The organism is Clostridium sp. AF27-5AA (assembly GCF_003478415.1).
Taxonomy (GTDB): Bacteria; Bacillota; Clostridia; order Lachnospirales; family Lachnospiraceae; genus Otoolea; species Otoolea fessa.
Window position 1 is genome coordinate 91321 of the sequence record NZ_QUFH01000008.1, and the last position, 24924, is coordinate 116244.

At 49.9% G+C, this 24924-nt stretch carries 14 protein-coding genes; 13 read left to right on the forward strand and 1 reads right to left on the reverse strand.

Annotated elements, in window-relative coordinates:
• Positions 1–119: 119 nt before the first annotated feature.
• The 8 genes from DWY89_RS09495 (at position 120) to addA (ending at position 14790) form a co-directional block, all read left to right on the forward strand.
• On the forward strand, positions 120–608 hold the full coding sequence (locus DWY89_RS09495; protein WP_118481861.1) for a TRAP transporter small permease: 489 nt from the start codon (positions 120–122) through the stop codon (positions 606–608).
• Entirely contained in the window at positions 609–3971 is a 3363-nt protein-coding gene (locus tag DWY89_RS09500) for a TRAP transporter large permease subunit (protein ID WP_118481818.1), read from the forward strand.
• Positions 3972–4196: 225 nt separating this feature from the next.
• Positions 4197–4769, forward strand: a complete 573-nt coding sequence (locus DWY89_RS09505) for a cob(I)yrinic acid a,c-diamide adenosyltransferase (RefSeq protein ID WP_118467926.1) — start codon at positions 4197–4199, stop codon at positions 4767–4769.
• Between the two features lie 14 nt (positions 4770–4783).
• Positions 4784–5233: a hypothetical protein gene (locus tag DWY89_RS09510; RefSeq protein WP_118523665.1), complete on the forward strand. Its 450-nt coding sequence runs from the start codon at positions 4784–4786 to the stop codon at positions 5231–5233.
• Positions 5234–5463: 230 nt separating this feature from the next.
• Entirely contained in the window at positions 5464–5802 is a 339-nt protein-coding gene (locus tag DWY89_RS09515; protein ID WP_022358993.1) for a DUF1292 domain-containing protein, read from the forward strand.
• An 89-nt stretch (positions 5803–5891) separates the two neighbouring features.
• Positions 5892–7394: an RNA polymerase factor sigma-54 gene (gene rpoN / locus DWY89_RS09520; protein ID WP_118467930.1), complete on the forward strand. Its 1503-nt coding sequence runs from the start codon at positions 5892–5894 to the stop codon at positions 7392–7394.
• A 34-nt stretch (positions 7395–7428) separates the two neighbouring features.
• Positions 7429–10896 carry a helicase-exonuclease AddAB subunit AddB gene (gene addB, locus DWY89_RS09525; protein ID WP_118524620.1) on the forward strand — a complete coding sequence of 1156 codons (3468 nt, stop codon included), beginning with the start codon at positions 7429–7431 and terminating at the stop codon, positions 10894–10896.
• 66 nt (positions 10897–10962) lie between these two features.
• Positions 10963–14790, forward strand: coding sequence for a helicase-exonuclease AddAB subunit AddA (gene addA, locus DWY89_RS09530; RefSeq protein WP_118524621.1), 3828 nt, complete (start codon positions 10963–10965; stop codon positions 14788–14790).
• Between the two features lie 234 nt (positions 14791–15024).
• On the opposite strand, the gene DWY89_RS09535 is transcribed toward addA, so the two are convergent.
• On the reverse strand, positions 15025–15810 hold the full coding sequence (locus tag DWY89_RS09535) for a MerR family transcriptional regulator (RefSeq protein ID WP_182434554.1): 786 nt from the start codon (positions 15808–15810) through the stop codon (positions 15025–15027).
• 525 nt (positions 15811–16335) lie between these two features.
• Here DWY89_RS09535 and rsmH point away from each other — a divergent pair.
• The 5 genes from rsmH (at position 16336) to srtB (ending at position 24655) form a co-directional block, all read left to right on the forward strand.
• Positions 16336–17394: a 16S rRNA (cytosine(1402)-N(4))-methyltransferase RsmH gene (gene rsmH, locus DWY89_RS09540; protein ID WP_107000320.1), complete on the forward strand. Its 1059-nt coding sequence runs from the start codon at positions 16336–16338 to the stop codon at positions 17392–17394.
• Positions 17395–17704: 310 nt separating this feature from the next.
• On the forward strand, positions 17705–18550 hold the full coding sequence (locus DWY89_RS09550; protein WP_118472132.1) for a tyrosine-type recombinase/integrase: 846 nt from the start codon (positions 17705–17707) through the stop codon (positions 18548–18550).
• A gap of 245 nt (positions 18551–18795) precedes the next feature.
• Positions 18796–19461 (forward strand): hypothetical protein, encoded by a 666-nt coding sequence (locus tag DWY89_RS09555; RefSeq protein WP_118524622.1) that lies wholly within the window; start codon positions 18796–18798, stop codon positions 19459–19461.
• A gap of 48 nt (positions 19462–19509) precedes the next feature.
• Positions 19510–23655 carry a vWA domain-containing protein gene (locus tag DWY89_RS09560; protein ID WP_182434556.1) on the forward strand — a complete coding sequence of 1382 codons (4146 nt, stop codon included), beginning with the start codon at positions 19510–19512 and terminating at the stop codon, positions 23653–23655.
• A 199-nt stretch (positions 23656–23854) separates the two neighbouring features.
• On the forward strand, positions 23855–24655 hold the full coding sequence (srtB, locus tag DWY89_RS09565; RefSeq protein WP_182434558.1) for a class B sortase: 801 nt from the start codon (positions 23855–23857) through the stop codon (positions 24653–24655).
• Positions 24656–24924: the final 269 nt, after the last annotated feature.

The following is a 24924-nucleotide window of genomic DNA, read 5'->3' on the forward strand; positions in this document are numbered from 1 at the left end:
GGGGCGTTTTTTTATGCCTTAGGAAATTGCGTCCTATGACACAAAAACGTTCAGATGAATGCGTACAGCCGACAGAAATGTGGAAAAATGAGATACTTATTTTAGGAGGAGAGCGCAGCATGAAAGGATATAAAAAGCTGATGGATATTGTGGCGATGGTTGAGAAAACTGTGCTGGTAGTCACGATGATCCTGATCCTTGTACTGACGGTGGGAAATGTATTTTCCCGTAAGGTGATTCACCAGTCCTGGTCCTTTACAGAGGAGCTGGTTGTTGCCATTTTCGTATTAATTACGCTGCTTGGCGCGGCGCTGTCTGCGCGTGAGGGCGGACTGGTAGGCTTAAATCTGGTAACAGAGCGTCTGCCAAAATCGGCAAAGAAGCCGGTCATGATTCTGATTACAATCTTTTCGGTTCTCTTTATGGGAATCTTATTTTACTATGGCATGGACAAGGTACTGGCGCAGCTTGCGAACCAGAAACGTACCTTTGTGCTGAACTGGCCGGAGTGGATCTTCTGGTCCTTTGTACCGATCGGTTCGGTGTGCATGATTCTCCATTTTATCGAGTTCTGTCTCGATGTGTGTACGAAAAAGGAGGACAAATAAATGGTTAGCGCAGTTCTTTTTATTACCTTTTTCGTATTATTAGTGTTGAATGTGCCGATCTCCGTCTGTCTGGGACTTTCTTCCGCGGCGGCGATCCTGTATTCCGGTACTTCTTTAACGATTGTAGCGACGAATATTTACTCCGGCATCAGTAAATTCCTGCTGCTGGCGATTCCGTTTTTCGTATTATCCGGAAATATCATGGCGAAGGCGGGGATTTCTACGCGCCTGATCCGTTTTGTTGACACATGTGTCGGTCACAGAAAAGGCGGCATTGCGAATGTGTGTATCATCGTAGCCTGCTTCTTCGGCGCGATCTCCGGTTCCGGTCCGGCGACGGTAGCGGCTCTGGGTGCGGTCCTGATTCCGGCGATGGTAGAGCGGGGCGGTTTCTCCGCAGCCTTCTCGACGGCATTGATGGCAACTTCCAGTTCCATCGCGATCGTCATCCCGCCGAGTATCGCGTTTGTCGTATACGCGTCGATCACAGGTGTTTCCATCGGAGATATGTTTATGGCAGGTATCATCCCGGGTATCCTGATGGGTCTGGCTCTGATAATTGTCGTTATGCTGGAGGTACGCAGCAATCATGTCGTGCCGTCCAACGTAGAGAAGGCATCCGCAAAAGAGCGCTGGAACGCATTTAAGGATGCTTTCTGGGGATTTTTGATGCCGGTCATCATTCTGGGCGGTATCTACGGAGGCATCTTTACACCGACCGAGGCGGCAGCCGTATCCGTTGTGTACGGTCTGTTTGTCGGCATGGTTATTTATAAGGAAGTAAAATTTAAAGACCTGTGGGAAATTCTGATTGATTCGGCAAAGACCACCGGCGGCATCATGCTGATCGTAGCGTGTGCGTCGCTGTTCTCCTTTGTCTGCACCCGTTTCGGTATTTCGACGGCTGCTTCCGAACTGTTAGCAAGAGTGGCAGGCAACCAGTTTACTTTCTTGCTGATTTGTAACATTATTTTCCTGATCGCGGGCTGCTTTATTGATGCAAATTCTGCAATGTACATTTTCATCCCGATCATGCTGCCGGTCTGCAAGGCACTGGGCTACAACGTGATCGCATTTGGTATCATGGCAACGGTCAACCTGGCAATTGGTCAGGTAACACCTCCGGTCGGTGTCAACCTGTTTGTCGCGATCGGCATCAAATTAAGAGACGGTATCCGCGTAACGCTGCAGGAGATTTCCAGGGCAGTCGTTCCGATGGTAGCCGCTTCCATTGTTGTTTTACTGATAATTACTTATATTCCGCAGATTTCGACCTGTCTGCCGGCGGCACTGGGAAGTGCGGCAGCCATTGAAAATGGCGAGACAGCCGGAGGCGACAGCGGAACCACCCAGACAGACAATGACGATTTCAACACGATCGGCGATTACAGCGATCTGGATTGGGCGGATATGACCTGGAACTTTACGTGTTCCACAACCGAGACAAGCACCTGGGCACAGGCGGGACGCAAGTTTGGCGAGCTCATGGAGCAGGCGACCGGCGGCAAGGTCAAAGTAGATGTTTACGCAGCCGATCAGCTGACCGGTGGAAACCAGTCTGAGGGCATCCAGGCACTGATGAACGGCGATCCGGTGCAGATTTCGATGCACAGCAACCTGATTTATTCGGCATTTGACCCGCGGTTCAATGTTGTATCACTGCCGTATCTATTTGATTCTGTTGAGACAGCGGATGCAGTCTTAGATGGTCCGGCGGGCGACAAGCTGGTTGAGATCCTGGAAAGCTATGGCCTGCATTGTATGGGTATGGCGGAGAATGGTTTCCGTCAGCTGACCAACAGCGAACATCCGGTTCGTTCCGTGGAAGATATGAAGAACCTGAAGCTGCGTGTGGCTGGTTCGAACCTTCTGATGAAGTGCTATGAGCTGTGGGGCGCAGATGCGACCAATATGAACTGGTCCGAGACGTATACGGCGCTGCAGCAGGGCACGGTAGACGGGCAGGAGAACCCGCTTCCGGCGATTGATGCGGCGAGTGTACAGGAAGTACAGAAATATGTTTCACTGTGGAACGCAAACTATGACTGCCTGTTCTTCTGCATCAATCAGAAGCTGTATGACAGCCTGACACCGGAGCAGCAGGCGGTTGTTGATGAGGCAGGCCGTAAGGCAGTGGCTTACGAGCGTGAGATCAACCGTGCAGGCGATGAGGAGATTCTGGATCGCTGGCAGACTAAGAACGGTGTGGAGGTGCTGAAATATGAGGATCTCGACATCGAATCCTTTAAGAAAGCAGCTGAGCCGGTAACGGAATGGTTTATCGGAGAACTGAAAAACCAGGGCTTTGATGATGCAGAGGATCTGGTAAACACCTTTACTGAAAATGCGGCTAGTGCAGTTAAGACGGCGGGCATTGAAAATTCTTCGACCTATCAGGTGGAAGATCACAGTGACCTGAACTGGCCGGAAATGACCTGGAACTTTACGTGTTCCACGACAGAAACCAGTACCTGGGCACAGGCAGGACGCAAGTTTGGCGAGCTCATGGATCAGGCAACGGGCGGCAAGGTCAAAGTAGATGTTTACGCAGCGGATCAGCTGACCGGTGGAAACCAGTCCGAGGGCATCCAGGCGCTGATGAACGGAGATCCGGTGCAGATTTCGATGCACAGCAACCTGATTTATTCGGCATTTGACCCGCGTTTCAACGTGGTATCGCTGCCGTATCTGTTTGATTCAGTGGAGGACGCCGACGCGAAGCTGGACGGCGAGGCTGGCCAGAAGATGGATGAGATTCTTTCTTCCTATGACCTGCATTGTATGGGTATGGCGGAAAATGGTTTCCGTCAGCTCACGAACGGCGTGCGCCCGGTTCATTCCGTGGAAGATATGAAGAACCTGAAAGTGCGTGTGGCTGGTTCAAACCTTCTGATGAAGTGCTACGAGCTGTGGGGCGCAGATGCGACCAACATGAACTGGTCCGAGACTTACACGGCATTGCAGCAGGGTACGGTAGACGGTCAGGAGAACCCGCTTCCGGCGATTGATGCGGCAAGCGTACAGGAAGTACAGAAATACGTTTCCATGTGGAATGCAAACTATGACTGCCTGTTCTTCTGCATCAACCAGGATATTTACGACAGCCTGACACCGGAGCAGCAGGAAGTAGTCGATGAGTGCGGCAAACTTGCTGTTCAGTACGAGCGCGAGATCAACCGCGCAGGCGACGACGAGATCCTTTCCAGATGGCAGTCCAAGAATGGCGTCGAGGTCATCCCGTATGAGGATCTGGATATCGATTCCTTCAAGGCAATTGTAGAACCAGTAACCGAGTGGTATATCGGGGAACTGAAAAAACAGGGTTATAAGGATGCGGAAGAGCTGGTTGCTGCATTCAAATAGGAAAATTAGAAGTTTGAAGTTAGAAGTTTGGTAAAATTGAATCATTGAGTTTGGTTTTCTGGCGGTTCTGGCCCTTGGGATCAGACCGCCAGATTGCGTATATGGGGAAATATTTCAATGTAAATTTTCAATCGGGCAAATATTGTGGTTGGCAGTTTGATATGATAAGATAGTTGGTATCGGTGCGCTGAAAAGCGAGATAAAAAGAAAGAAAAGGAAAAATATATGGGATGTGTACATCTGTACTGCGGCGACGGAAAAGGAAAGACGACGGCGGCGATCGGTCTGGCGGTCCGGGCAGCAGGAGCGGGAAAACAGGTAGTTGCTGCCCGCTTTTTAAAAACGGATCAGTCTGGGGAGGTGGAGATTTTAAAGCGGCTCCCGGAGGTGACGTTGATTCCCTGTGAAAAAACATTTGGATTCACGTGGAAAATGACCGATGAGGTGAAGCGGGAGGCGGCGGATTATTATAAAAGTATGTTTGAGACAGCGTGCTGTGAGGCAGTGAAGCGGTGTGGGAAAATGGAAGATTCAAGAAGCAGGAAAATACAGAATAATGAAACCTGCGATGTTCTGCTGGTGTTGGACGAGGTCTGTGCTTCTCTTTCTTCGGGACTTTTGGAGCTGACGGATATAGTGGATTTTCTGGATCACAGACCAGCGGATCTGGAAGTTGTGATGACGGGGCGGAAACCGCCGGAGGAGCTGCTTTTGCGGGCTGATTACGTGACAGAGATGGAAAAAATCAAGCATCCGTTTGACCGGAAAATCCTGGCGCGGCGGGGAATTGAATATTAGAGAGGGGACTCTGAATGGGATTTATAAAGAGAAAGCATCGTCCGGAGTACGCTGCAGTGCAGCGGGAATGGGCAATGTGGGTAAAACAGATGGAAAAAACACTTCCGGGTTACGGGGAGCAGAATGAGGCATTGCACTGGATGGTACGGATTCTGACGGGGGTGCGGGTTCTGTACTGCCTGTTTTATCTGATTATGACATTTGTCTATGGAATGGAGAAAACAAATGCGGTCATGACGCTTTTGGGACCGTTTATTTTTTATGGCTGGTATATGCTGATGCTGCGGGAGAGCCCGGTGCTTACGGGTGTTGATGCTGATCGGGCGTGGGGCGAGTATTGTGTGGGGCGGCGTATCGCTGCTTCAGATGAGCTGGTGGCTGCCATTTCCGCTGGTTTTCATGCTGGTGACGGCGGCGGCAATCGAATTTATAGAGGCGGTATTCTGCATCTATATGCTGTTTAACCCGCTGGCACGGCACACAATCCGCTTAAACCGGGCATTTGCACGTGGAATGCGCGTACAGGTGCCGGATGAGGGGCTGGAATAGATGGCGGCGTATCGGAATGAAGCGGACAATGAGGAAGTCAAGTCTTGATTTTTACAGAATACTCTGATACAGTGGAGTCAAGACAGGATTCCGCCAACGGATCTTGTGGGACGTAGAAAAGGCATAGAAAAGAAAGAGGTAAAATATGGCAGATAATAAGAATATGACGCAGGAAGAGATCGACAACGGCGAGGAGATGACCGTGACTCTGACATTGGATGACGGCAGAGAGATTGAGTGTGTTGTTCTGACGATTTTCCCGGCAGGCGGCAAGGATTATATTGCCCTTCTTCCGATGGATGACATCGAGGCAGAGGACGGCGAGGTATATCTGTACCGTTATAGCGAGGATGAGAACGGACAGCCGAACCTGGAAAACATCGAGGACGACGATGAGTATGAGATCGTGGCAGATGCGTTTGACGAGCTTCTGGACGAGCAGGAATATGATGAGCTGGTCGGCGAGGATGAGCTGGATCAGTAATTAGGAGGCAAAAGACAGGACGCCCAGGTACTTCGCAGGCAGAAACGGCGAGGCATCTGGGCGTTTTACATCTTTTCAGGGGTGGTACGATGGAACTGAAACAGGAGTTAAAGCTCAAACAGACCTTGTCCCAGAAAATGATACAATCCGCAAATATTCTTCAGATGGGGCAGATAGAGCTGAAAGAGTACATAGAAGAGATGGCGCTGGAAAATCCAGTGGTGGATCTGGAAGAGCGGGAGCCGGAGAACGGACGGCTGGAAGAAAATGGAGAGCTGAACGAGAAAATCCGCAGACTTGAAGAACTTGCCAGCCTTGACCGCCAGAACCAGACCTATTATCAGGATGAGGAAGAAGAGGCGGGACGATTAGAGCCGGGACGGAGTCAGGATGGGCTTTTGGAATCGCTTCTGGAACAGGCGTGTATGCTGCATCTGACGAAAAGAGAAGAAAAAATATTCCGCTATATGATCAAAAATCTGGATGCAAGCGGATATCTCAGCGTGAATTTTGGAGAACTCTGCGCTGGGCTGGGAATTGAGGAGACAGAAGGGGAGCGTATCTGGAAAAATTTTGGCAGGCTGGAACCGCGCGGGATCGGGGCGCGGTCGCTGAAGGAGTGTCTGTTGATGCAGCTGTCTTACCTGGCAGAAGACGGCGGCGCGGTGATTGATATTGTTCAGAATGGAACGATGCGAACCGAAATTCTGGCGGCACACATCATTTCCAACCATCTGGATCTGCTTGGAAAAAACCAGATGAAGCAGCTTGCCCGTGTATGCTCCTGCAATCTGGAGGAAGTGCTTCTGGCAGCAGCGCGGATCCGGGAGCTGAATCCCAAACCAGGAAGCGGATATGGGGATGAGAGCTATGATAAATATATCGTACCAGATATAATTATTACCCAGACGGAACACGGATTTGAAATGCAGCTTTCCGATGAGACACTGCCGCAGATTGCCATCAATCCGTATTATCTGTCATTGATGAAGCAGAAAGATACCGAGACGGAGGCAAAGGACTACATTGAGGGGAAAATCCGGCAGGCTGAATGGGTCTGCCAGTGCATTGGGAAGCGCAACCAGACATTGTTGCGGCTGGCAGAAGAGATTTTGTGCGTACAGGGGGAATTTTTCGCAAAAGGAAGTGGAAAACTGGCTCCGTGGACGCAGAAACAGGCGGCTAAATCGCTGGGGGTCAGCGATCCGACGCTGAGCCGGACAGTGCGTGAAAAATATCTGCAATGCCGCTGGGGGATTTTTCCGCTGTCATATTTCTTTTCAAGACACATGGCTGCGGAGGGATTCGGGACAACGGATAAGGGAAGAATGGCAGAACGGGAAGAGGCGGCGAATCAGGAAGAAACGGCGGTTCAGGCAGAAATGGTGAATCGGATGGAAACAGGCAAAGATCCGCGGGAGGCAATCCGCCATCTGATCAAAACGGAAAATCCGAGAAAGCCGTTCAGCGACCGCGTGCTGTCAGAAAAACTGGCGGAAGCGGGGATCACGCTGTCGCGGCGGACTGTGGCGAAATACCGGGAAGAAATGGGAATCCGGGATGCATCCGGGCGGAAGTGCTTTGGTATCTGACAGAAAACATAGACAGAAAGACAGAGGGAAAACTATGTCATTGCAATTTATAATCGGTGGTTCCGGTTCGGGAAAGACACGGACATTGTATGAAAATCTGATCCGTCAGTCGATGGAAGAGCCGGACGAACGTTTTTTTGCTCTGGTGCCGGAACAGTTTACGATGCAGACGCAGAAAGAGATCGTGATGCTGCATCCGAACCATGGCGTGATGAATATCGATATTGTCAGTTTTGAGCGTCTGGCATACCGGGTGTTTGAGGAACTAGCGATTGAAAATCTGGCGGTGCTGGATGATATGGGAAAATCGATGGTTCTGCGGCGCGTCTCATCGGGCGTCCGGGGAAATCTGCACCTGTTTGGAGGGCATCTGGACAAGGCGGGCTTTATCAGCGAGATCAAATCGATGCTGTCTGAGTTTTTCCAGTACGGCATCACGGAGGAAAAGCTGGAGACGCTGATCGGGGAGACGAAAAGCCCGCTGCTGCGCCAGAAGCTTCTGGATATGCAGGTTTTATACCGGGCATTCCAGGCGTATACCGAGGAAAAAGTGATCGTAAAAGAAGAAATTTTAAGCCTTCTCTGCCGGGTGCTGCCGCAGTCACAGCTCATCCGCGACAGCGTTGTGACGCTGGATGGCTATACGGGCTTTACGCCGATCCAGTATGAGCTTCTGGAACTCTTATTCCGGTGCTGCCGGAAGGTGATCGTGACGGTCACGATGGATCCGGAGGACAATCCGTACCGCGAGAGCGTGCAGCAGAAGCTCTTTTACATGAGCCGTCATACCGTCTGCCGTCTGATTGACCGTGCTGCAGCTGCCGGATGCAGCCGGGATGAGGATATTTTGTTGAAAGAAAAACCAATGTGGAGATTTAAGGACAGCCCGGAACTGGGATTTATTGAAAATGAATTATTCCGATATAGGGGAAAGGTGTATCATTCTGGGAGCGGGAACGAAAGCGGGGCTGCGGCTGAACACGACCGGGAAAGCCTGCGTCTAATTGAAGCAGCAACCCCGCAGGCGGAAATCTCTTTCTTATGCGGAGAAATCCGGCGTCTGGTGGCATCGGAGGGCATCCGTTACCGGGAGATCGCGGTGATTACCGGCGACTTGGAGACATATTCGCGGGAGATTCTGAGGCAGTTTGAGAAGAATCAGATCCCGTGTTTTATTGATTATAAGAAAAATATTTTAAGTAACCCGATGGTGGAACTAATCCGGGCGGCGCTGGAGGTGCTGCAATCGGGCTTTTCCTATGAATCGGTGTTTCGATTCCTAAAAACAGGGCTGGTGATGCCGCTTGCGGGGCTTTCACCGGAAGTGATCTATCAGGCGGAAAATTATGTGATTGCGCTTGGAATCCGCGGGTTTAAGCGGTGGAACAGTACATGGGAGCGCGTGTACCGGGGGGCAGAGCTTATCAATCTGGATGAGTTAAATCAGTTCCGTGAGGCGGTTGTCACACCATTTCTGCCGCTTCGGGAGGTGTTTTCCAACCGCAAAGCAACGGTGCGCGAGCGGACGGAGGCGCTGGTCCATTTTCTCGAAGCACTTGAGATGGAGCAGAAGCTGGCGGCGATGGCGCAGCAGTTTGAAGAAGTGGGCGATATGAGTCTTGCCAAGGAGTACGGGCAGGTGTATGGGCTGGTGATGGATCTGTTTGACCGGATTGTGGCGCTTCTCGGCGAGGAGATCATGGGACAGCGGGAGTATGCAGAGATTCTGGACGCCGGTTTTGCGGAGATCAAGGTAGGACTGATCCCCGCGGTCGTGGACCGGATCGTGGTCGGCGATATCACGCGAACCCGTCTTTCCAATATAAAAGTGTTGTTTTTTGCCGGAGTCAATGACGGGATAGTGCCGTCTGTTTCGGGACGCGGCGGGATCCTTTCGGAGGCGGATCGCCGGGCGCTGCGGGAAATGCAGGTAGAATTGGCGCCGACCGCGCGGGAGGAAAGCTTTTTGCAGCGATTTTATCTCTATCTGGCGCTGACAAAGCCATCGGACTATCTCTATCTGTCGTGTGCGGCGTCCTCTGCCGAGGGAAAAGCGATGCGTCCTTCGAGTCTGATGCTGCAGCTGCTTAAATTATTTCCGGAGAAACGTCTGGAACAGCCGAAGGAAGAGAAGGAAGCGCTCTGGTCGCCGGAGCTTGGCATGAGCTGGGTGCTTCGGGGACTGCAGGATGAAAAAAGCGGGGAAAATGACCAGTTTATATCGCTGTACCGATACTTTATTCAGTCAGAATCGTACCGGGATGAAATGCAGGCGCTCTCGGATGCTGCATTTTATACCTATCAGGATACGGGCATCGGGAAGGCGGCGGCGCGGGCGCTCTATAGCCCGATTCTGCGGGGCAGTGTGACGCGTATGGAGCTGTATGCGTCGTGTGCGTATGCACATTTTCTTTCGTATGGGCTGGAATTGTCGGAACGGCAGATGTACGAGATTGCCCCGTCGGATATCGGAAATCTGTTCCATGCGGCGATCGACATGTATTTCACGCGGATGAAAGAGGAAAATCGCCGGTTTTCCGGCATTTCGGAGGAAGACCGCCAGAAAATGGTGGCGGAGTGTGTGGCGTCGGTCACGGAGGAATACGGCAATGCGATTCTGGGAAGCTCGTACCGGAATCAGTATCTGGAACGGAAGGTATACCGGATCACGGATCGGACGATCTGGGCACTGACGGAACAGCTAAAAAAAGGTGATTTTGAGCCAGCCGGGTTTGAGGTCAGTTTTTCACCGATGGATCACCTGAGAGCGATGCGGATTCCGCTTTCAAGCGAGGAGGCGATCCATCTGCGCGGGCGGATTGACCGAATCGATCTCTGCGAGGATGGCGACCGGCTGTACCTTAAGATCATTGATTACAAGACGGGAAAAACGAAATTTGACCTGACGGATATTTATTATGGATTGCAGCTGCAGCTGGTCGTCTACATGGATGCGGCGATGGAGAAGATCGGGCGGGAATACCCGGATAAAACGGTGGTTCCAGCGGGGCTTTTCTATTATCATATCGAGGATCCGATGGTGGAGCGCAAGCCGGTGGAGTCGGAGGAGGAGACGAATGCCGATATTTTGAAGGCACTGCGGATGAACGGGCTGGTAAACGGCGATCGGGAGGCACTGGCACATCTGGATAACCGGCTGGGCGAGGAGGCGACGGCGGATTCGGATGTTGTGCCGGTTTCGATTAAAAATGAGGCGATCGTTGAGCGGCGTTCGCAGGCGGCAGGGGAAGAAAAATTCCGTGTGTTGGGCGCGTATGTGAACCGGAAAATGAAGCATATGGGGCGGGAGATTCTGGATGGAAACATTGCGGCGTCGCCGTACAAAAACGGCCAGAAAACGGCGTGCGATTATTGCCCGTACCACAGTGTGTGCGGATTTGATTTGAAAACGGACGGCTACCAGTTCCGGCGTTTTGATAAGCTGAGCCCGGAGGAGATCTGGGGGAAGATGGAAGAAAAGGATAAGAAAACGGAACGGTAGGTTTGTGTTTGGCTGTGACTGTGGGAATGAAAGAAGAACCAGTCATGAAAAAGGAAAGGGCGAGAAATGGCAGTAAATTGGACCAGGGAACAGAAGCAGGTAATTGAGGGGCGGGAGAAAAGCCTCCTGGTGTCGGCAGCGGCCGGAAGCGGCAAGACCGCGGTGCTGGTTGAGCGGATCATCCAGATGATCACGGAGGGGGAGAACCCGAAGGACATAGACCGCCTGCTTGTCATGACTTTTACCCGGGCGGCAGCGGCGGAGATGCGGGAGCGGATCCAGGCGGCGATTGAGAAAAAACTGGAATCGGAGCCGGAAAATGAACATCTCCAGCAGCAGGCAGTTCTGGTTCAGTTTGCCCAGATCACGACGATCGACAGCTTCTGCCTGCATATCATGCGGGAACATTTTGACCGGCTGGACATCGATCCGGCATTCCGGGTCGGCGATGAGGGCGAAATGCTTCTGATGCGCGCTGATGTGATGGATGGGCTGCTGGAAGATTATTACCGCGACGGCGGGAAACGGTATGAGGAGTTTGTGGACGCGTATGCGACGGGCAAGGCGGACGGTGGAATTGCCGAGTATGTGATGCAGGTCTACAATTTCGCCCAGAGTAACCCGTGGCCGGATGCGTGGTATGAAAAATGCCGTGAGGAGCTGCTCTTGACCGAACAGGGAGAGCTGGAGCAGACGGAGTGGATGCAGTTCCTTTTGCCTGATATTGCATTGCAGGCGCAAGAGTGGAAAATACAGCTTCGGGAGGCGTGGGAGATCTGCCAGGAGACGGGGGGACCGATGCCGTACCTGCCGATGATCGAGGAAGATCTGCGCCATGCGGAGGCAGTTTGCGGGGCAGCCGGTTCGTTTGAAACGATCTCGGAGGCATTGGAACAATTTACGTTTTCGCGTCTGGCGGCGATCCGCGGCAAAAACGGGGAGGTCGATCCGGAGAAAAAGGCGCTTGTTTCCGACTGCCGCAGCCGGGTCAAAAAAGCAGTTGAAAAGTTAAAAGGAGAGTACCTGTTTGCCTCCCCGGAGCAGATGCTTACGGATATGGAAGCTGGAAAAGAGCGGATTTTGGAACTTTTGGAGCTGGCGCAGGAATTTGGACGGCGGTTTAGGGCGAAGAAGAAAGAGAAAAATGTGGTGGATTTTCATGATCTGGAACATTTTGCGCTGGAGATTCTGACAGAACCGGAATCAGAATGTTCCGAGGCGGAGGAAACTTCAAGTGCAGAAGAAAACGATCAGATGCAAGGGAAAAATGTCTGGACAGTGCGCGTACCAGGCACAGTCGCGGATGAGCTCGCCGTGCAGTACGACGAAATTCTGGTGGACGAGTACCAGGACAGCAACCTGGTTCAGGAGACGCTGATCCAGTGCATCAGCGGTGAACGTTTTGACCGCCCGAATGTGTTTATGGTGGGCGATGTCAAGCAGAGTATCTATAAATTCCGCCTGGCGAGACCGGAATTATTTCTGGAAAAATACAGCACATACACGTCGGAGGAGAGCGCGCACCAGAAGATCGAGCTTCACCAGAACTTTCGAAGCCGGGATCACATACTGGAATCGATCAATGCGATTTTTTACCGTATCATGACGGAAAAGCTGGGAAATATATCCTATACGGAAGATGCGGCACTGCATCCGGGCGCAGCCTTTGAAGAGCGGGATGGCCTGGATGAGTTAAAGACGGAGCTTTTGCTGGTGGATTTGTCGGTGCAGCCGCAGAAAGAGACGGAATTCCCCGAGTTAGATGATGAGGCAGCCGATTACACCGCCAGAGAGCTGGAAGCGCGCATGATCGCCGGAAAGATCCGTGAGATGACGGATAAAGAACGGGGGATCACGATCTGGGATAAGGAGCTTGGCGCTTACCGTCGGGCGCAGTACGGGGATATTGTGATTCTGCTTCGAAGCGTTAGCGGATGGGCGGAAGAATTTATCGAGGTGCTGGCGACGCAGGGGATTCCGGCGGTCGCAGAGTCTCGGACGGGATATTTTAATACGCTGGAAGTCGAGACGGTGCTGAATCTTTTGGCAGTCATTGACAATCCGATGCAGGACATTCCCCTGGCGTCGGTGCTCAAATCGCCGTTTGGCGGCGTTTCTGATGAGGAGATGGCGTGGATTGTGGCGGAACATAAGGCGGGCGTTGACCGGTCGCGGGATGCAGGGCTTTACCGGGCGGTTGTGGAGTATATGAACGAGGATGGACCGGTGAAGTCGAATGACGAAAGTGACGATTCGTCGATCGCGGATGCGTTTCGTTTTCAAAAAAATAAATTAATTCAAAAGAATAACCTGCGCCGAAAACTCCAAAAACTCTTTACTCTCCTGGATACATTCCGCCAGGAATCTGTTTACCTGCCGATGCACGAACTCCTCTACCGGATTTACGACAAAACGGGCTATTACCGCTATGTGTCGGCGCTTCCGGGCGGGGCGGGACGGCGCGGCAATCTGGATATGCTGGTGGAGAAAGCGGCAGCCTATGAGGCGACGAGCTACCGGGGTGTGTTCCATTTCATCCGGTATATTGAGAAGCTGAAAAAATACAATACAGATTTTGGTGAAGCGCCGGTGGCAGATCCCGAGGGAACGGTGGTGCGGATCATGAGTATCCATAAGAGCAAGGGACTGGAATTTCCGATCGTGTTTGTGGCTGGAATGGGAAAAAATTTTAACAAGCAGGATACGCGGGGGAAACTTCTGATTGACGCGGATCTGGGAATCGGAACCGACTATCTGGACAGTGAGAAGCGCATCAAGGGACCGACGCTCAAGAAAAATGTGATGAAACGCCGGATGGAACTGGAGGCGCTGGGCGAGGAACTGCGCGTTCTTTACGTGGCGCTGACGCGTGCGAAGGAAAAATTGATTCTGACGGCGTCCTCCCGGAAATTGGAGGATCGGATTGCGAAGTGGAGCGCAGTGGCAGCCGAACACGGGGCGATTCCGTATACGATTCTGACGCTGGCTTCCTCGTATCTGGATTGGATTTTGATGAGTATTCCGGAAAAAAATCCGTGGATTTCATATCAGATGGAAACGCTTTCCGACCAGATCGACCGTGAGATTGGCACGCAGATACGCCAGACGTTATCGAGAGAGTGGCTGCGGTGGCTGGCGGGGGAGGACAGCCATTTGTCGAATGACGAGAATCATCCAAACACGCAAAATCGGTTCGAAAATATCAGGCAAATAGAATCGATCATCAGCAACAACTACCATTTCCAGTACCCATACCTGGACGATCTGAGTCTCAACACCAAGATGTCTGTTTCTGAACTTAAGAAAAAGGGCATGGAGGAAGAAGAGGAGGAGATGGTATTTCTGCCGACGCTGCCAGTGTTTATGGAGAAGGAGCAGGAAGAAAAAGGCGGCGCGACGCGCGGTACGGCGTACCACCGTGTGTTGCAGTTTTTGCCGTTTGAGCGGGCAATGTCGAGACAGGAGTTAAATGCATTTCCGGCGAAGCTGGCGGCTGAGGGGCGGATGGACGCCGAGGCGGCGGCGTTGGTGCGTGGCTCAGATCTGGCAAAACTGACAGCCAGTTCATTGGGAAAACGCATGCAGAGAGCGGCAGCAGCCGGGAAACTGTACCGGGAAAAACAGTTCGTCATCGGTATTCCGGCGCGCGAAATGGGCGACTGGGATTCGGATGAGCGGATTCTGATACAGGGTATCATCGACGCCTTTTTTGAGGAGGACGGTAAGCTGGTTCTGGTGGATTATAAGACAGATTATGTGGAAAATTCAGACATTCTGATCCGCCGCTATGAGGCACAGGTGCGCTACTATACCCGCGCACTGGAACAGATAACAGGAAAAAGGGTGGCGGAGCGCTACCTGTATTCGTTCCGGTTTGGGGCGATTGAAGTGTAAGGCAGTGATTCTGGGTACAGATAGGCACTTTCGGATCCGATCGTATTTCCAGTCAATACGCCGGGATATGCGGCGCAGGAGGCTCTGACGGAGTACCGGAGTTTTACGGATTATACGGATCAGGGCTTTGTTTATGTCCATGCGGGCTGCCGCGGCCGATAACTTTATAGAGTGGGTCAATGCGTGCTGCGCCCAGAGGAGTTAAAATAATAAAATTAGAGAAATAAGTTTTGGTTAAAGGGTATCATCCGCCACCAGAACCGCTACCTGCGTCAGAAAATTCTCAGGATTTTTGTGCTGGGGCGGTCCCTCCAGATAGAGGTGGCGGGCGGTGCCCTTTAATGGAATCTGATATTTGTTAGCATACGCACAAAGATGTTTCACAATTACCGGAAGACCTTCATAGGCACCGTGATAAAAGATACAGAGCGCTTTCTGGCAGGGCAGGGTGACGAGATGTTCACCCAGGCTTTCCGGCGGGACGGCGATGCAGCAGGTAAAATCGCCCGGATTCGAAAGGTTGTATTCGGTGAAAAACATATGCTGGGTGGTGTCAGAACCATATTGGCGGATCGCCTTGATGAAGACGCTACGTAATTGCTCTTTCTTGTCTTCAAGTTCTGTCGAATGCAGATCCTGACAGTAAACGGTCTGGGCGGGAAGTTCTATCTGTCGGATTTCAAAGTCATTGTGCCCTTTTGAATGTTCTTTTAATTTCTCAATATTCCGGCTGATCTCGTCACGCAGATCTTCCAGACGAGTGATCAGCGGCTCCAGATCCGTCGTGCCGTGATAATAGGCATAGATATCATCCAGCGACAGACCGAGATTCTGCAGAATGCGGATGCTCCGGATGCGCGAGACGGTGTCTGCTGTATAGTAACGGTTTCCATTGATACCGTCTCTCTGATCCGGCAGAATAAGACCCTTGTCTTCATAATTTAAAATCATGCGCCGGGTCACTTCCAACGCTTTGGCTGCCTCGCCGATCGAGAGCAGCCGTTTTTTATCGTGCGTCATAAAACCTCCTGTTAGATATCCATAAGATGTGCAATCATGTATATTTGTCATGTAGGATTCTGGTGCAATTTTTTACACTCATAGTTGTGTATAATTACATGAAAAATAAGTAAAAATTATATAAATTAGCTAAAAAGGGATTGTATCGTACATCAATGTACGGTATATAATCATTTTATTGAAAGCGGGATGCCGTGTCAAGTATCCAGCCGATGCAAAACACCACACAATTTGTCATACTATGCACGTTGAAAAGGAGTATCCGGGCAGGCAGGAGCGTCAGACATTGGGGAGAATGAGTATTTTATATACAGAAAGATTTGATGGCTCATCTGCAAACATCTGCCCGGAGAAACATTTCAACCAAAACGCCTTTATTGTATACCTATGATGCTGCGTTTTATCTGGAAAAATCAAGAAAGAATTGACATTTGAACGCCTTCCATATATGCTTGAACCAATATGATTTTCGATTTGACAGATGGGAAAATCAATGGAAAATCTAAGCAGATATGGGAGGCTTTTATGGATCAGGAAAATCAGACACCACACAAACGGCGTGTCAGATATAAAGGAAAATATCCAAAGAAATTTGAAGAAAAATATAAAGAGTTGCAGCCGGAGAAGTATCAGGACACGATCCAGCACGTGATTCAGAAGGGAAATACACCAGCGGGCATGCATATTTCCATTATGGTGCAGGAGATTCTGGACTTTTTGCAGATCCAGCCGGGGCAGGTCGGATTTGATGCGACGCTAGGATACGGCGGACATACGAAGGCAATGCTGGCCTGCCTGAAAGGGCAGGGACATATGTATGCGACCGATGTTGATCCGGAGGAATCCGCCAAGACGCGGAAACGCCTGGAAGAAGCGGGCTATGGCGAGGACATGCTTTCAATCCGTCTCCAGAACTTCTGTACAATCGATGAGATTGCCAAAGAAGCGGGTGGTTTTGATTTTATTTTAGCCGATCTGGGCGTGTCTTCGATGCAGATTGACAATCCGAAGCGAGGCTTTTCGTTCAAGGTAGATGGACCGCTGGACCTGCGCCTGAATCAGGAAAAAGGCATCAGCGCCGCCGAGCGCCTTGACACGATCGAGCGTGAGGAGCTGGCGGGCATGCTGTACGAAAATTCAGACGAACCGTACTGCGAGGAGCTGGCAAAAGCGATCACGGATGAGATCCGCCGTGGAAATCGGATCGATACGACCACGAAACTCCGTGAAATCATTGAAAAAACATTGGATTTCCTTCCGGAAAAGGAGAAAAAGGAGACAGTCAAGAAGACCTGTCAGCGTGTTTTCCAGGCGCTCCGGATCGATGTAAACCAGGAATTTGAAGTACTCTATGAGTTTATGGAGAAGCTTCCAAATGCGCTTCGACCGGGCGGACGGGCAGCGATCCTGACCTTCCATTCCGGAGAGGATAAACTGGTGAAAGCGGCGCTCAAAGAGGGATATCGCGCCGGTATCTATAAAGAATATTCCAAAGATGTGGTGCGCCCGTCCGCGCAGGAGTGCGTACAGAACCCGCGTGCCCGCTCGACGAAGATGCGCTGGGCGATCCGGGCGGACGAGTAAAATGAATATAAAAGAAAATATATGAAAAAACAGGGCAGCTGTTCCGAGCAATATGGGAGCGGCTGTCCTGTTTTTATTGTGAAGATCAAAGAGAGTCCATGTGAAAAAATTTCGGGCGCAGTGATGTCTGGTTCTGCAAAAATCCGATTAAAAGAGCAAAAATGTTTTTTTTGCGAGATTTCTGTTTCCGGTGCGTATACTATAAGATTACTTTTCAGAAAATAGAAAAGTGGTCACAGTTGTGAAAGAAAAAACAGCTGCGAAAAAAACAAATACGCGAGAAAGTTTCGTGAGAAAGAGAGGAAACGCATTGAAACAGGAAACACAAAATGAATTGGAACGATTTAGGGATTATTTGAGAGAACAGGAAAAAAGCAGCCACACGATCGAAAAATACTGCAGGGACGTGAGAAAGTTTTTGATGTTTGCTGATGAAGACTGGGATAAAAATACAATTATATCTTTTAAGGAATATCTGCAAGCTCATTATAAAACGTCCAGCGCCAATTCGATGCTTGCGTCTCTGAACAGCTACTTTCATTTTATCGGAAGACAGGAATACTGTGTCCGCACGTTCCGGGTGCAGAAGCGGATTTTCTGTGATGAGAGACAGGAAATGACGCGCAGCGATTATCAAAAGTTAGTTAAGGCGGCGCGGGAGCGCGGCGATGAACGCCTCTGTGCGATATTGCAGACGATCGCGAGCACGGGCATACGAATCAGCGAGCTTTCATATATTACAGCGGAATCGCTGGCACAGGGGGAAGTAGTGATCGACTGTAAGGGAAAACAGCGGGTGATCCTGCTGCCGCAGTCGCTGATGCTGTATCTGACGCAGTACTGCCAGAAGCAGCGGATTGTGAGAGGCAGCATCTTTGTCACAAAAAACGGGCAGGCAGTCCGCAGACAGAATGTGTGGGCGGACATGAAATCCGTCTGCACCGAAGCGGGTGTTCTTCCGAGCAAGGTATATCCGCACAATCTGCGCCATCTGTTTGCCAAGATATTTTATGAGCGCGATCACGATCTGGTCCGTCTGGCAGACTATCTGGGTCACAGCAGCGTGGAAACGACAAGACGTTATACGATCATCAGCAGCCGTGAAGCGTGCCGCAGACAGCTGGAATTAGGTTTGTTGATTGATAGGGAAAATTGACGAAAAACATAATGGGAATTATGTCATGAAATGAAAAAAATCTGCATACATATCTAAATATATGATTTTATTATCAAGTTTATCACTTCTGAGAAAAAATTTCAACCTACAAAGACGTTAAAAAACAGTACTTGAAAGTACAGATATTTTATCCAAAATCCGACAAAAACCTTGCAAATTAAAGAAAAAACAAAACAGGTGGATATGACATAATTCCCATTATGTCAGCCGGGGAGGTGGAGTATGTGAGAGAAGATCTGACGGGGCGCCGGTATGGACGCCTGACCGTCTGCCGGGAGATAAAACAGGCAGAAAAAAGCCGCCGCCATTACTGGCTGTGCCGGTGTGACTGCGGGAAAGAAAAAACCGTGGAGGAGTCCCATCTGAAAACAGGGCATACGAAAAGCTGCGGGTGCTATCGGAAGGAACTTCCGTCCAGTCGGCGGATCGATCTGACAGGTCGTCAGTTCGGACGTTTGAAAGTGCTTGAAGAGGCGGATAATTCCAACCGGACAGGTGAATATTGGAAATGTGTCTGTAGCTGCGGACGCCTGATTGAGGCATCCAAAGAAAGCCTGTGCGCGGGAAAAACCAAGAGCTGTGGGTGCCTGCAGGCGGAGACACGAAAGAAAAACATGAAAAAAGCGATTCATTTTGTAGGCGGAACCTGCCTGGAACGAATCGCCAACCAGAAAAATACGGCAAACAATACAAGCGGCTACCGAGGCGTCTACCAGCGGGAAAATTCCCGGTGGCGGGCAGCGATCGGCTTTCAGGGAAAAGTGTACAACCTTGGAACCTTCGTAAACCTTGAGGATGCGGTGGCAGCGCGGAAAAAAGCAGAAGAGGAATTGTACGAGCCATTTTTGCGGGAACATGGCGTGAAAGCGGTGCAGAATGGAGGTATTTAAATCCGCATAAGGGGACCTGTGTTGATGATAAGACGGGAGGCAAAAAGAATGAAAAAAACGAAGAAAAAGGGGAAAAGTTACAGTCAAGGCTGGTTTGGGCGTCAGTCAAGGCGTTTCATGTCAGTGCTTTTGTGCAGCAGTATGTTGAGCACAAGCGTGGCAAATACAGCCGCATTTGCAGCTGCCACATCCGAAGGAGGGGATGAAAGACAGGAATTTTCATTGGAAAAAGAAGTCCTCAGGCAGGCAATCCGGGATGCTGCTAAAAAAGGAAAGACAGTAAAAGAGGATGCATTTACGTTTTCCGGCGATGAGGCAGAAACCTACGAGGGACTGTTTGAAGAAGGAAATCTATATGAACTGCATCCAGATTTCGAGAAGAAAAACGACCGGCTTACTTTGAAAATGTATGCCCGCTTAGAGGATGAAGAGGACATGGATCAGTATACGATCAGCGGAAATGAAGAAATTATTTTCCTGATGACCAATTCTTCTTCAAAAGAGCGCACCGGACGGATTCTGGTGGATGGAAGAGCCAGCGCATGGATGACGGTTGCGCCATTTGGTGAAGTAAAAAAGCAGGTTGAGCTGGAGACAGAGGAAGCGGTTCCGACCGAGATAGAAAATGAGGTAAAAGAACCGGAAAGTGCAGTTCCGGCAGGAAGTGAAGATATCACAGAAGAGGATACGGCTCTGGAGGACGATGTAAAGGAGCAGGAAAATGCTTCAGATACAGGTAACAATCAAATAAAAGAAGAATCGGAAGCAGCGGATGACAAGAAAGATTTATCGGAACCGGATTCTGAGAACGAGAATGAAAAAGCAGACATGGATGCGTTCGAAACAGATACATCCGATGCAGATACATCGGATTCAGAAAATGACAGCGCCCAGGACGAAGGTTCAGTTCAGGTATCACGTTCGGCTCATTTTTCGATGTTTTTGACTTCAGCTGCAATGGCATCTCCGTCTGATGCAAAAGAAGAAGAGAACGAGAACGATGAAAACGAAAAAAATAAGGCGATTGTAGGCGACGAAGCAGAAGAAGACAATTTCGAACGCATTCTGGGGGATTCATATGAAACGGTAGGCATTAAGAATGCATCCGCAGCCGCATTTGTAACTTCCGCGATGGAGCTTGGTCTGACAGACGGAGCTGTTTTGTCGGCAGTGGAAGTGGAAGAAATTCCAGACTGGCAGATTTCGAAGTCTAAAAAAGCTACCAATCTGGACGAAAACTTTGAATCCCAGGTAACACTTTCCCTTCCGTCAGCGGAGGAAAAACTGGAAAATGACATTGTGTTTGTGCTGGATAAATCTACCAGCGTGCAGCTGGAAAATGAGGCGTTAGAGATGCTTAAGGAGCTGCAGGCGCAGGCAAAGAAAAATGGCGCAAAAGTAAAGGTTGGAGTCGTTATTTTTAATAAAGAAGCGCATAAGTCTGACTTTATGGATTTGGAAACCCAGTATGATACGATTGCGGCAGCGATCCGTGAGAATATTAGCAGCGGAACGAATCTTTCGGCTGGAATCCTTGCAGGTAAGAAAATGCTGGATGAGGATACGCAGGTGGCAGCAGGAAGAAAGAGCCTGGTGCTTTTAAGCGATGGCATTACCTATATTTTTGGGGAAAAACCGACGGCGGTTGCCTGGGGATTTGAGAATGATGGTTCAGAACATTCCTGGGCGGGACCGGATAACTGGATTCTTAAATATGGGAATAATAAAGCATTATCGGAGGATGAGTGGAACGAGCGCCTGGGTACAATCAAAGCGCAGATGGATGCACAGGGCGATGAATTTGACCATCCATATGAGCAAGGAGATTTAACGCCATGTACCCCACCTGGTGAAGGAAAAGAACGTGCCAATAGCGTTGATAAAGCACTCTATCTTTCCTATGAGGCATATCTGGAAGCGGCGAAGGAACAGTATCACTGCTATGCGATGCCGATTGGTTCATCTGCTGGTGAAAGCTATCCATGGGGACCGAGCTTTGTGAAATATCTGGCAGACGGAAAAACGGTAAGTTTTGAAGATATCAAAAATGACATCCTTTATGCCGTCGATCGGGGCTCGATGGTGGAAGATTATATGGGTTGGGTCAAGGATGACTACAATTTTGACTTAAAGAGCATCGACCGTCTGACTGTTGGCGGCAGGGAGCTTTCCAAATGGAAAGATGGAAATACCGTTTATTTTGGAAATGAAGACGTGAATGCAGCTCAGTATCGTTTTAAGGTGGAATACGATCCGTCGGATAAGGAAGGCGGAGAACATTTCATCTGGACGATGAATGAGGCGGTAAAAAATAATGAACCGGTGCAGCTGACCTATACGGTAAAACTGGTAAATCCGAAGAACAATCCAGGAGAATCGTATGGACGGTACGATGAAGACGGAAGCGAAGAGTATGATGGACTTTATACGAACCAGAAAGCAGTGCTGCATCCGGTTGGAAGCGATCAGGAAAAAGGAAAAACGGAAGTATTTTCGAAACCGACTGTATCATATACGATTCCGGGAGGAGAACTTCCGACGATTCCAGAGGGAGGAACTTCTAAATCGAAGACAGCGGAACAGCTGGATGAAAATTTTAAGTCTCAAGTGGCTTTGTCCTTGCCGTCAGCGGAGGAGCAGCTGGTAAGTGATGTGGTGCTTGTCTTAGATAAATCAACCAGCATGGGACTGAAAGAGCAGGCATTGGAAATGCTTCAGAACCTCAAGAAAGAAGTGCAGGAAAAGGGAGCAAAGGTCAAAGTGGGAGTAGTGCTCTTTAACAAGGAAGCCCATACGGATGGATTTATGGATTTGGAGACCCAATATGAGGCGATTGAAGCAGCCATTTGTCAGGAAATTAAGAGTGGAACCAATCTTCACGCAGGTATTTTAGCGGGTAAATCAATGTTAGACCAGGATACAGGAGTGGCAGATGAACGCAAGACACTGGTAGTTGTCAGTGATGGTATTACCTATATGTTTAATGAGAATCCGACGGCGGTTGCCTGGGGATTTATGGCAGATTCTCCGAAACATTTTGCAGGACCGGATAACTGGAAATCCAAGTATGGAAATAATCAGGCACCGACGGACTGGAATGCATGGCTGACCGGCATAGGAGCCAGACTTTCAGAGCAGAAGGATACACACGACTATCCATATGGAACGGAACCGGATGCATCGCTTATTACACCGGTGGAGGAAGCAGGAAATTATGTGAATTCGATCGATAAGGCATTATACCTTTCATACGAGGCGTACGCACAGGCAGCTTCGGAAGGATATCACTGCTATGCGATGCCGATTACGCCGCCCGGAACGGCAAGTAACTATGAGTGGGGAATGAGTTTCATGCGGTACCTCGCGAATGGAAAGCAGGTTTCATTTGAAAGTATAGAAAATGATATTTTGTATGCCGTTGATAAAGGTTCTGTTGTGAAAGATTATATGGGCTATGTGAAAGAGGATTATAACTTTGATTTCGATCACTTAGACCAGCTGACAGTAGGGGGAAAAGCGCTTTCTATGTATCAGGAGGGCAACACCTGGTATTTTGGAGACGGAGAACCGGGACCGCAGAATTATCGTTTTAAAGTGGTATATGACGCGGGAAATAAGGCAGAGACAGAGATGTTTACCTGGTATATAAATGAACCAGTTTCAAACTTTGCACCGGTGCAGCTGACCTATACCGTAAAACTGATAAACCCAAAGACGGCGGATGGAACCTATGGAAAATATGACCGGGACGGCAGCCAGCACTATGAAGGGCTCTATACCAATCAGGAGGCGGTCCTGTATCCGGTAGACAGCCGTGGAAATGAGTATCGGCCAGAAGAATTCCCGAAGCCGACCGTATCATATGTGGTAGAACATGGAAGCCAGGAACCGGGATCTGATCCTACCCCGACCCCGAATCCAGGCAATAACGGAGGCGGAAGCCACGGCGGTCACGGAGGCGGAAGTAGTTCTGGCAGTAAAAAGTCTTCGACTACAACCGCGTCGGGACCGGCAGCCCAGCCGACGGAACCGGTTACGCCGGTTGTACCAGAACCTCAGCCGGTTGTACCGGCAGAAGGACTTCCGAAGACCGGGGATACGGATCGGATGGATGTGCCGATGGCTCTGCTGGCAATTGGAATGATGGCAGCAGCTTATGTAATAATGACGGGCAGAAAAAAGACGGAAGAGTAAGACAAGATATAGAAAAATAAAAATTGCCCGGTTATAAGAGCAGGTTTTTAGGGCGGCGCCAGAAAAAATGGCGCTGTCCTAAAACTATGCTGTTATCTGTTTCGTTTTGTATGCAAATTAATACATCATTTATAAAAATATATAATTTGCTTAATAAATAAAGGCGCAGAACGTTTCACGGGCAAAGATGGAGGGATCGATGCAAAAGTGGACACGGAAAGCAGCGGCTGTGATAGCTGTCATCTGTCTGGCGTTCGGTACAGCGGGGGTGGCAATGCATAAATGGGATGAAATGCGTCAGGAGAAGGCGCAGGAAGAGTTGACTGCCCAGGTTGTGGGAATGTCAGAAGCAGGGACGACGGGAGAAACAATGCCGGAGAAAAAAGTGCCAGAAGTGGAAAATGAGATAGGTGAGACGAATGCAATAAAGGAGACAGAATATGTGTCAGCAATTGATTTTTCAGCGCTGGATTTCCAGAATCCGGACGTCGTTGCCTGGATTCAGATTCCGGGAACTCAGATCAATTATCCGGTGGTTCAGGGGAAGGACAATGATTATTACCTGCACCGTGACCTGAACGGGCAGAAGAGCACGGCGGGCACGATTTTTCTGGACTATGCCGATCGGGCAGATTTTTCGTCCCTGCATAACGTGCTGTACGGCCATCACATGAAGAATGGAAGTATGTTTAAGGACATTTCCAGATACAAGGATCAGGGCTATTTCGATCAGCATTCAGAAATCATTCTTTATACGCCGGAGCGGGAGATTCATTTAAAAGCCCTGGCGGCTGTCTGCACATCGCCGGATGCGATCCGACGGAAAACGGAGTTTGCATCGGGAGAAGAATTTGCGTCATATATTCAGCAGATGACAGCGGGCGCGAGCGCGTCCGCGCCGATCGAGGGGACGATCGTGCGTTTGTATTCATTTGTGACATGCAGCTATGAATTTAACAATGCCCGGACAATTCTATATGCGTATGAATCGGCAGAATAGTAACGATTCACGGGTAGGCACTTTTGGAACCGAAAGTGCCGTAAGAAAACGTGGTGGCAGCAGGAATTTACCGTATTTAAATGCGAAGCCACGGCAAATTCCGTTACTGGGCACGTATGCGTGAACAGTAACGCAGAATAAGATGGGGAATGTCCCAGATGTGGAAAAACAAAATGCGTTACCATGATGCAGTAACTGGATAGACAGAAAGACATAACATGGAAACGGACCGGAAAGAAATGTTTATACGCTACTGCATCTGGAAATAG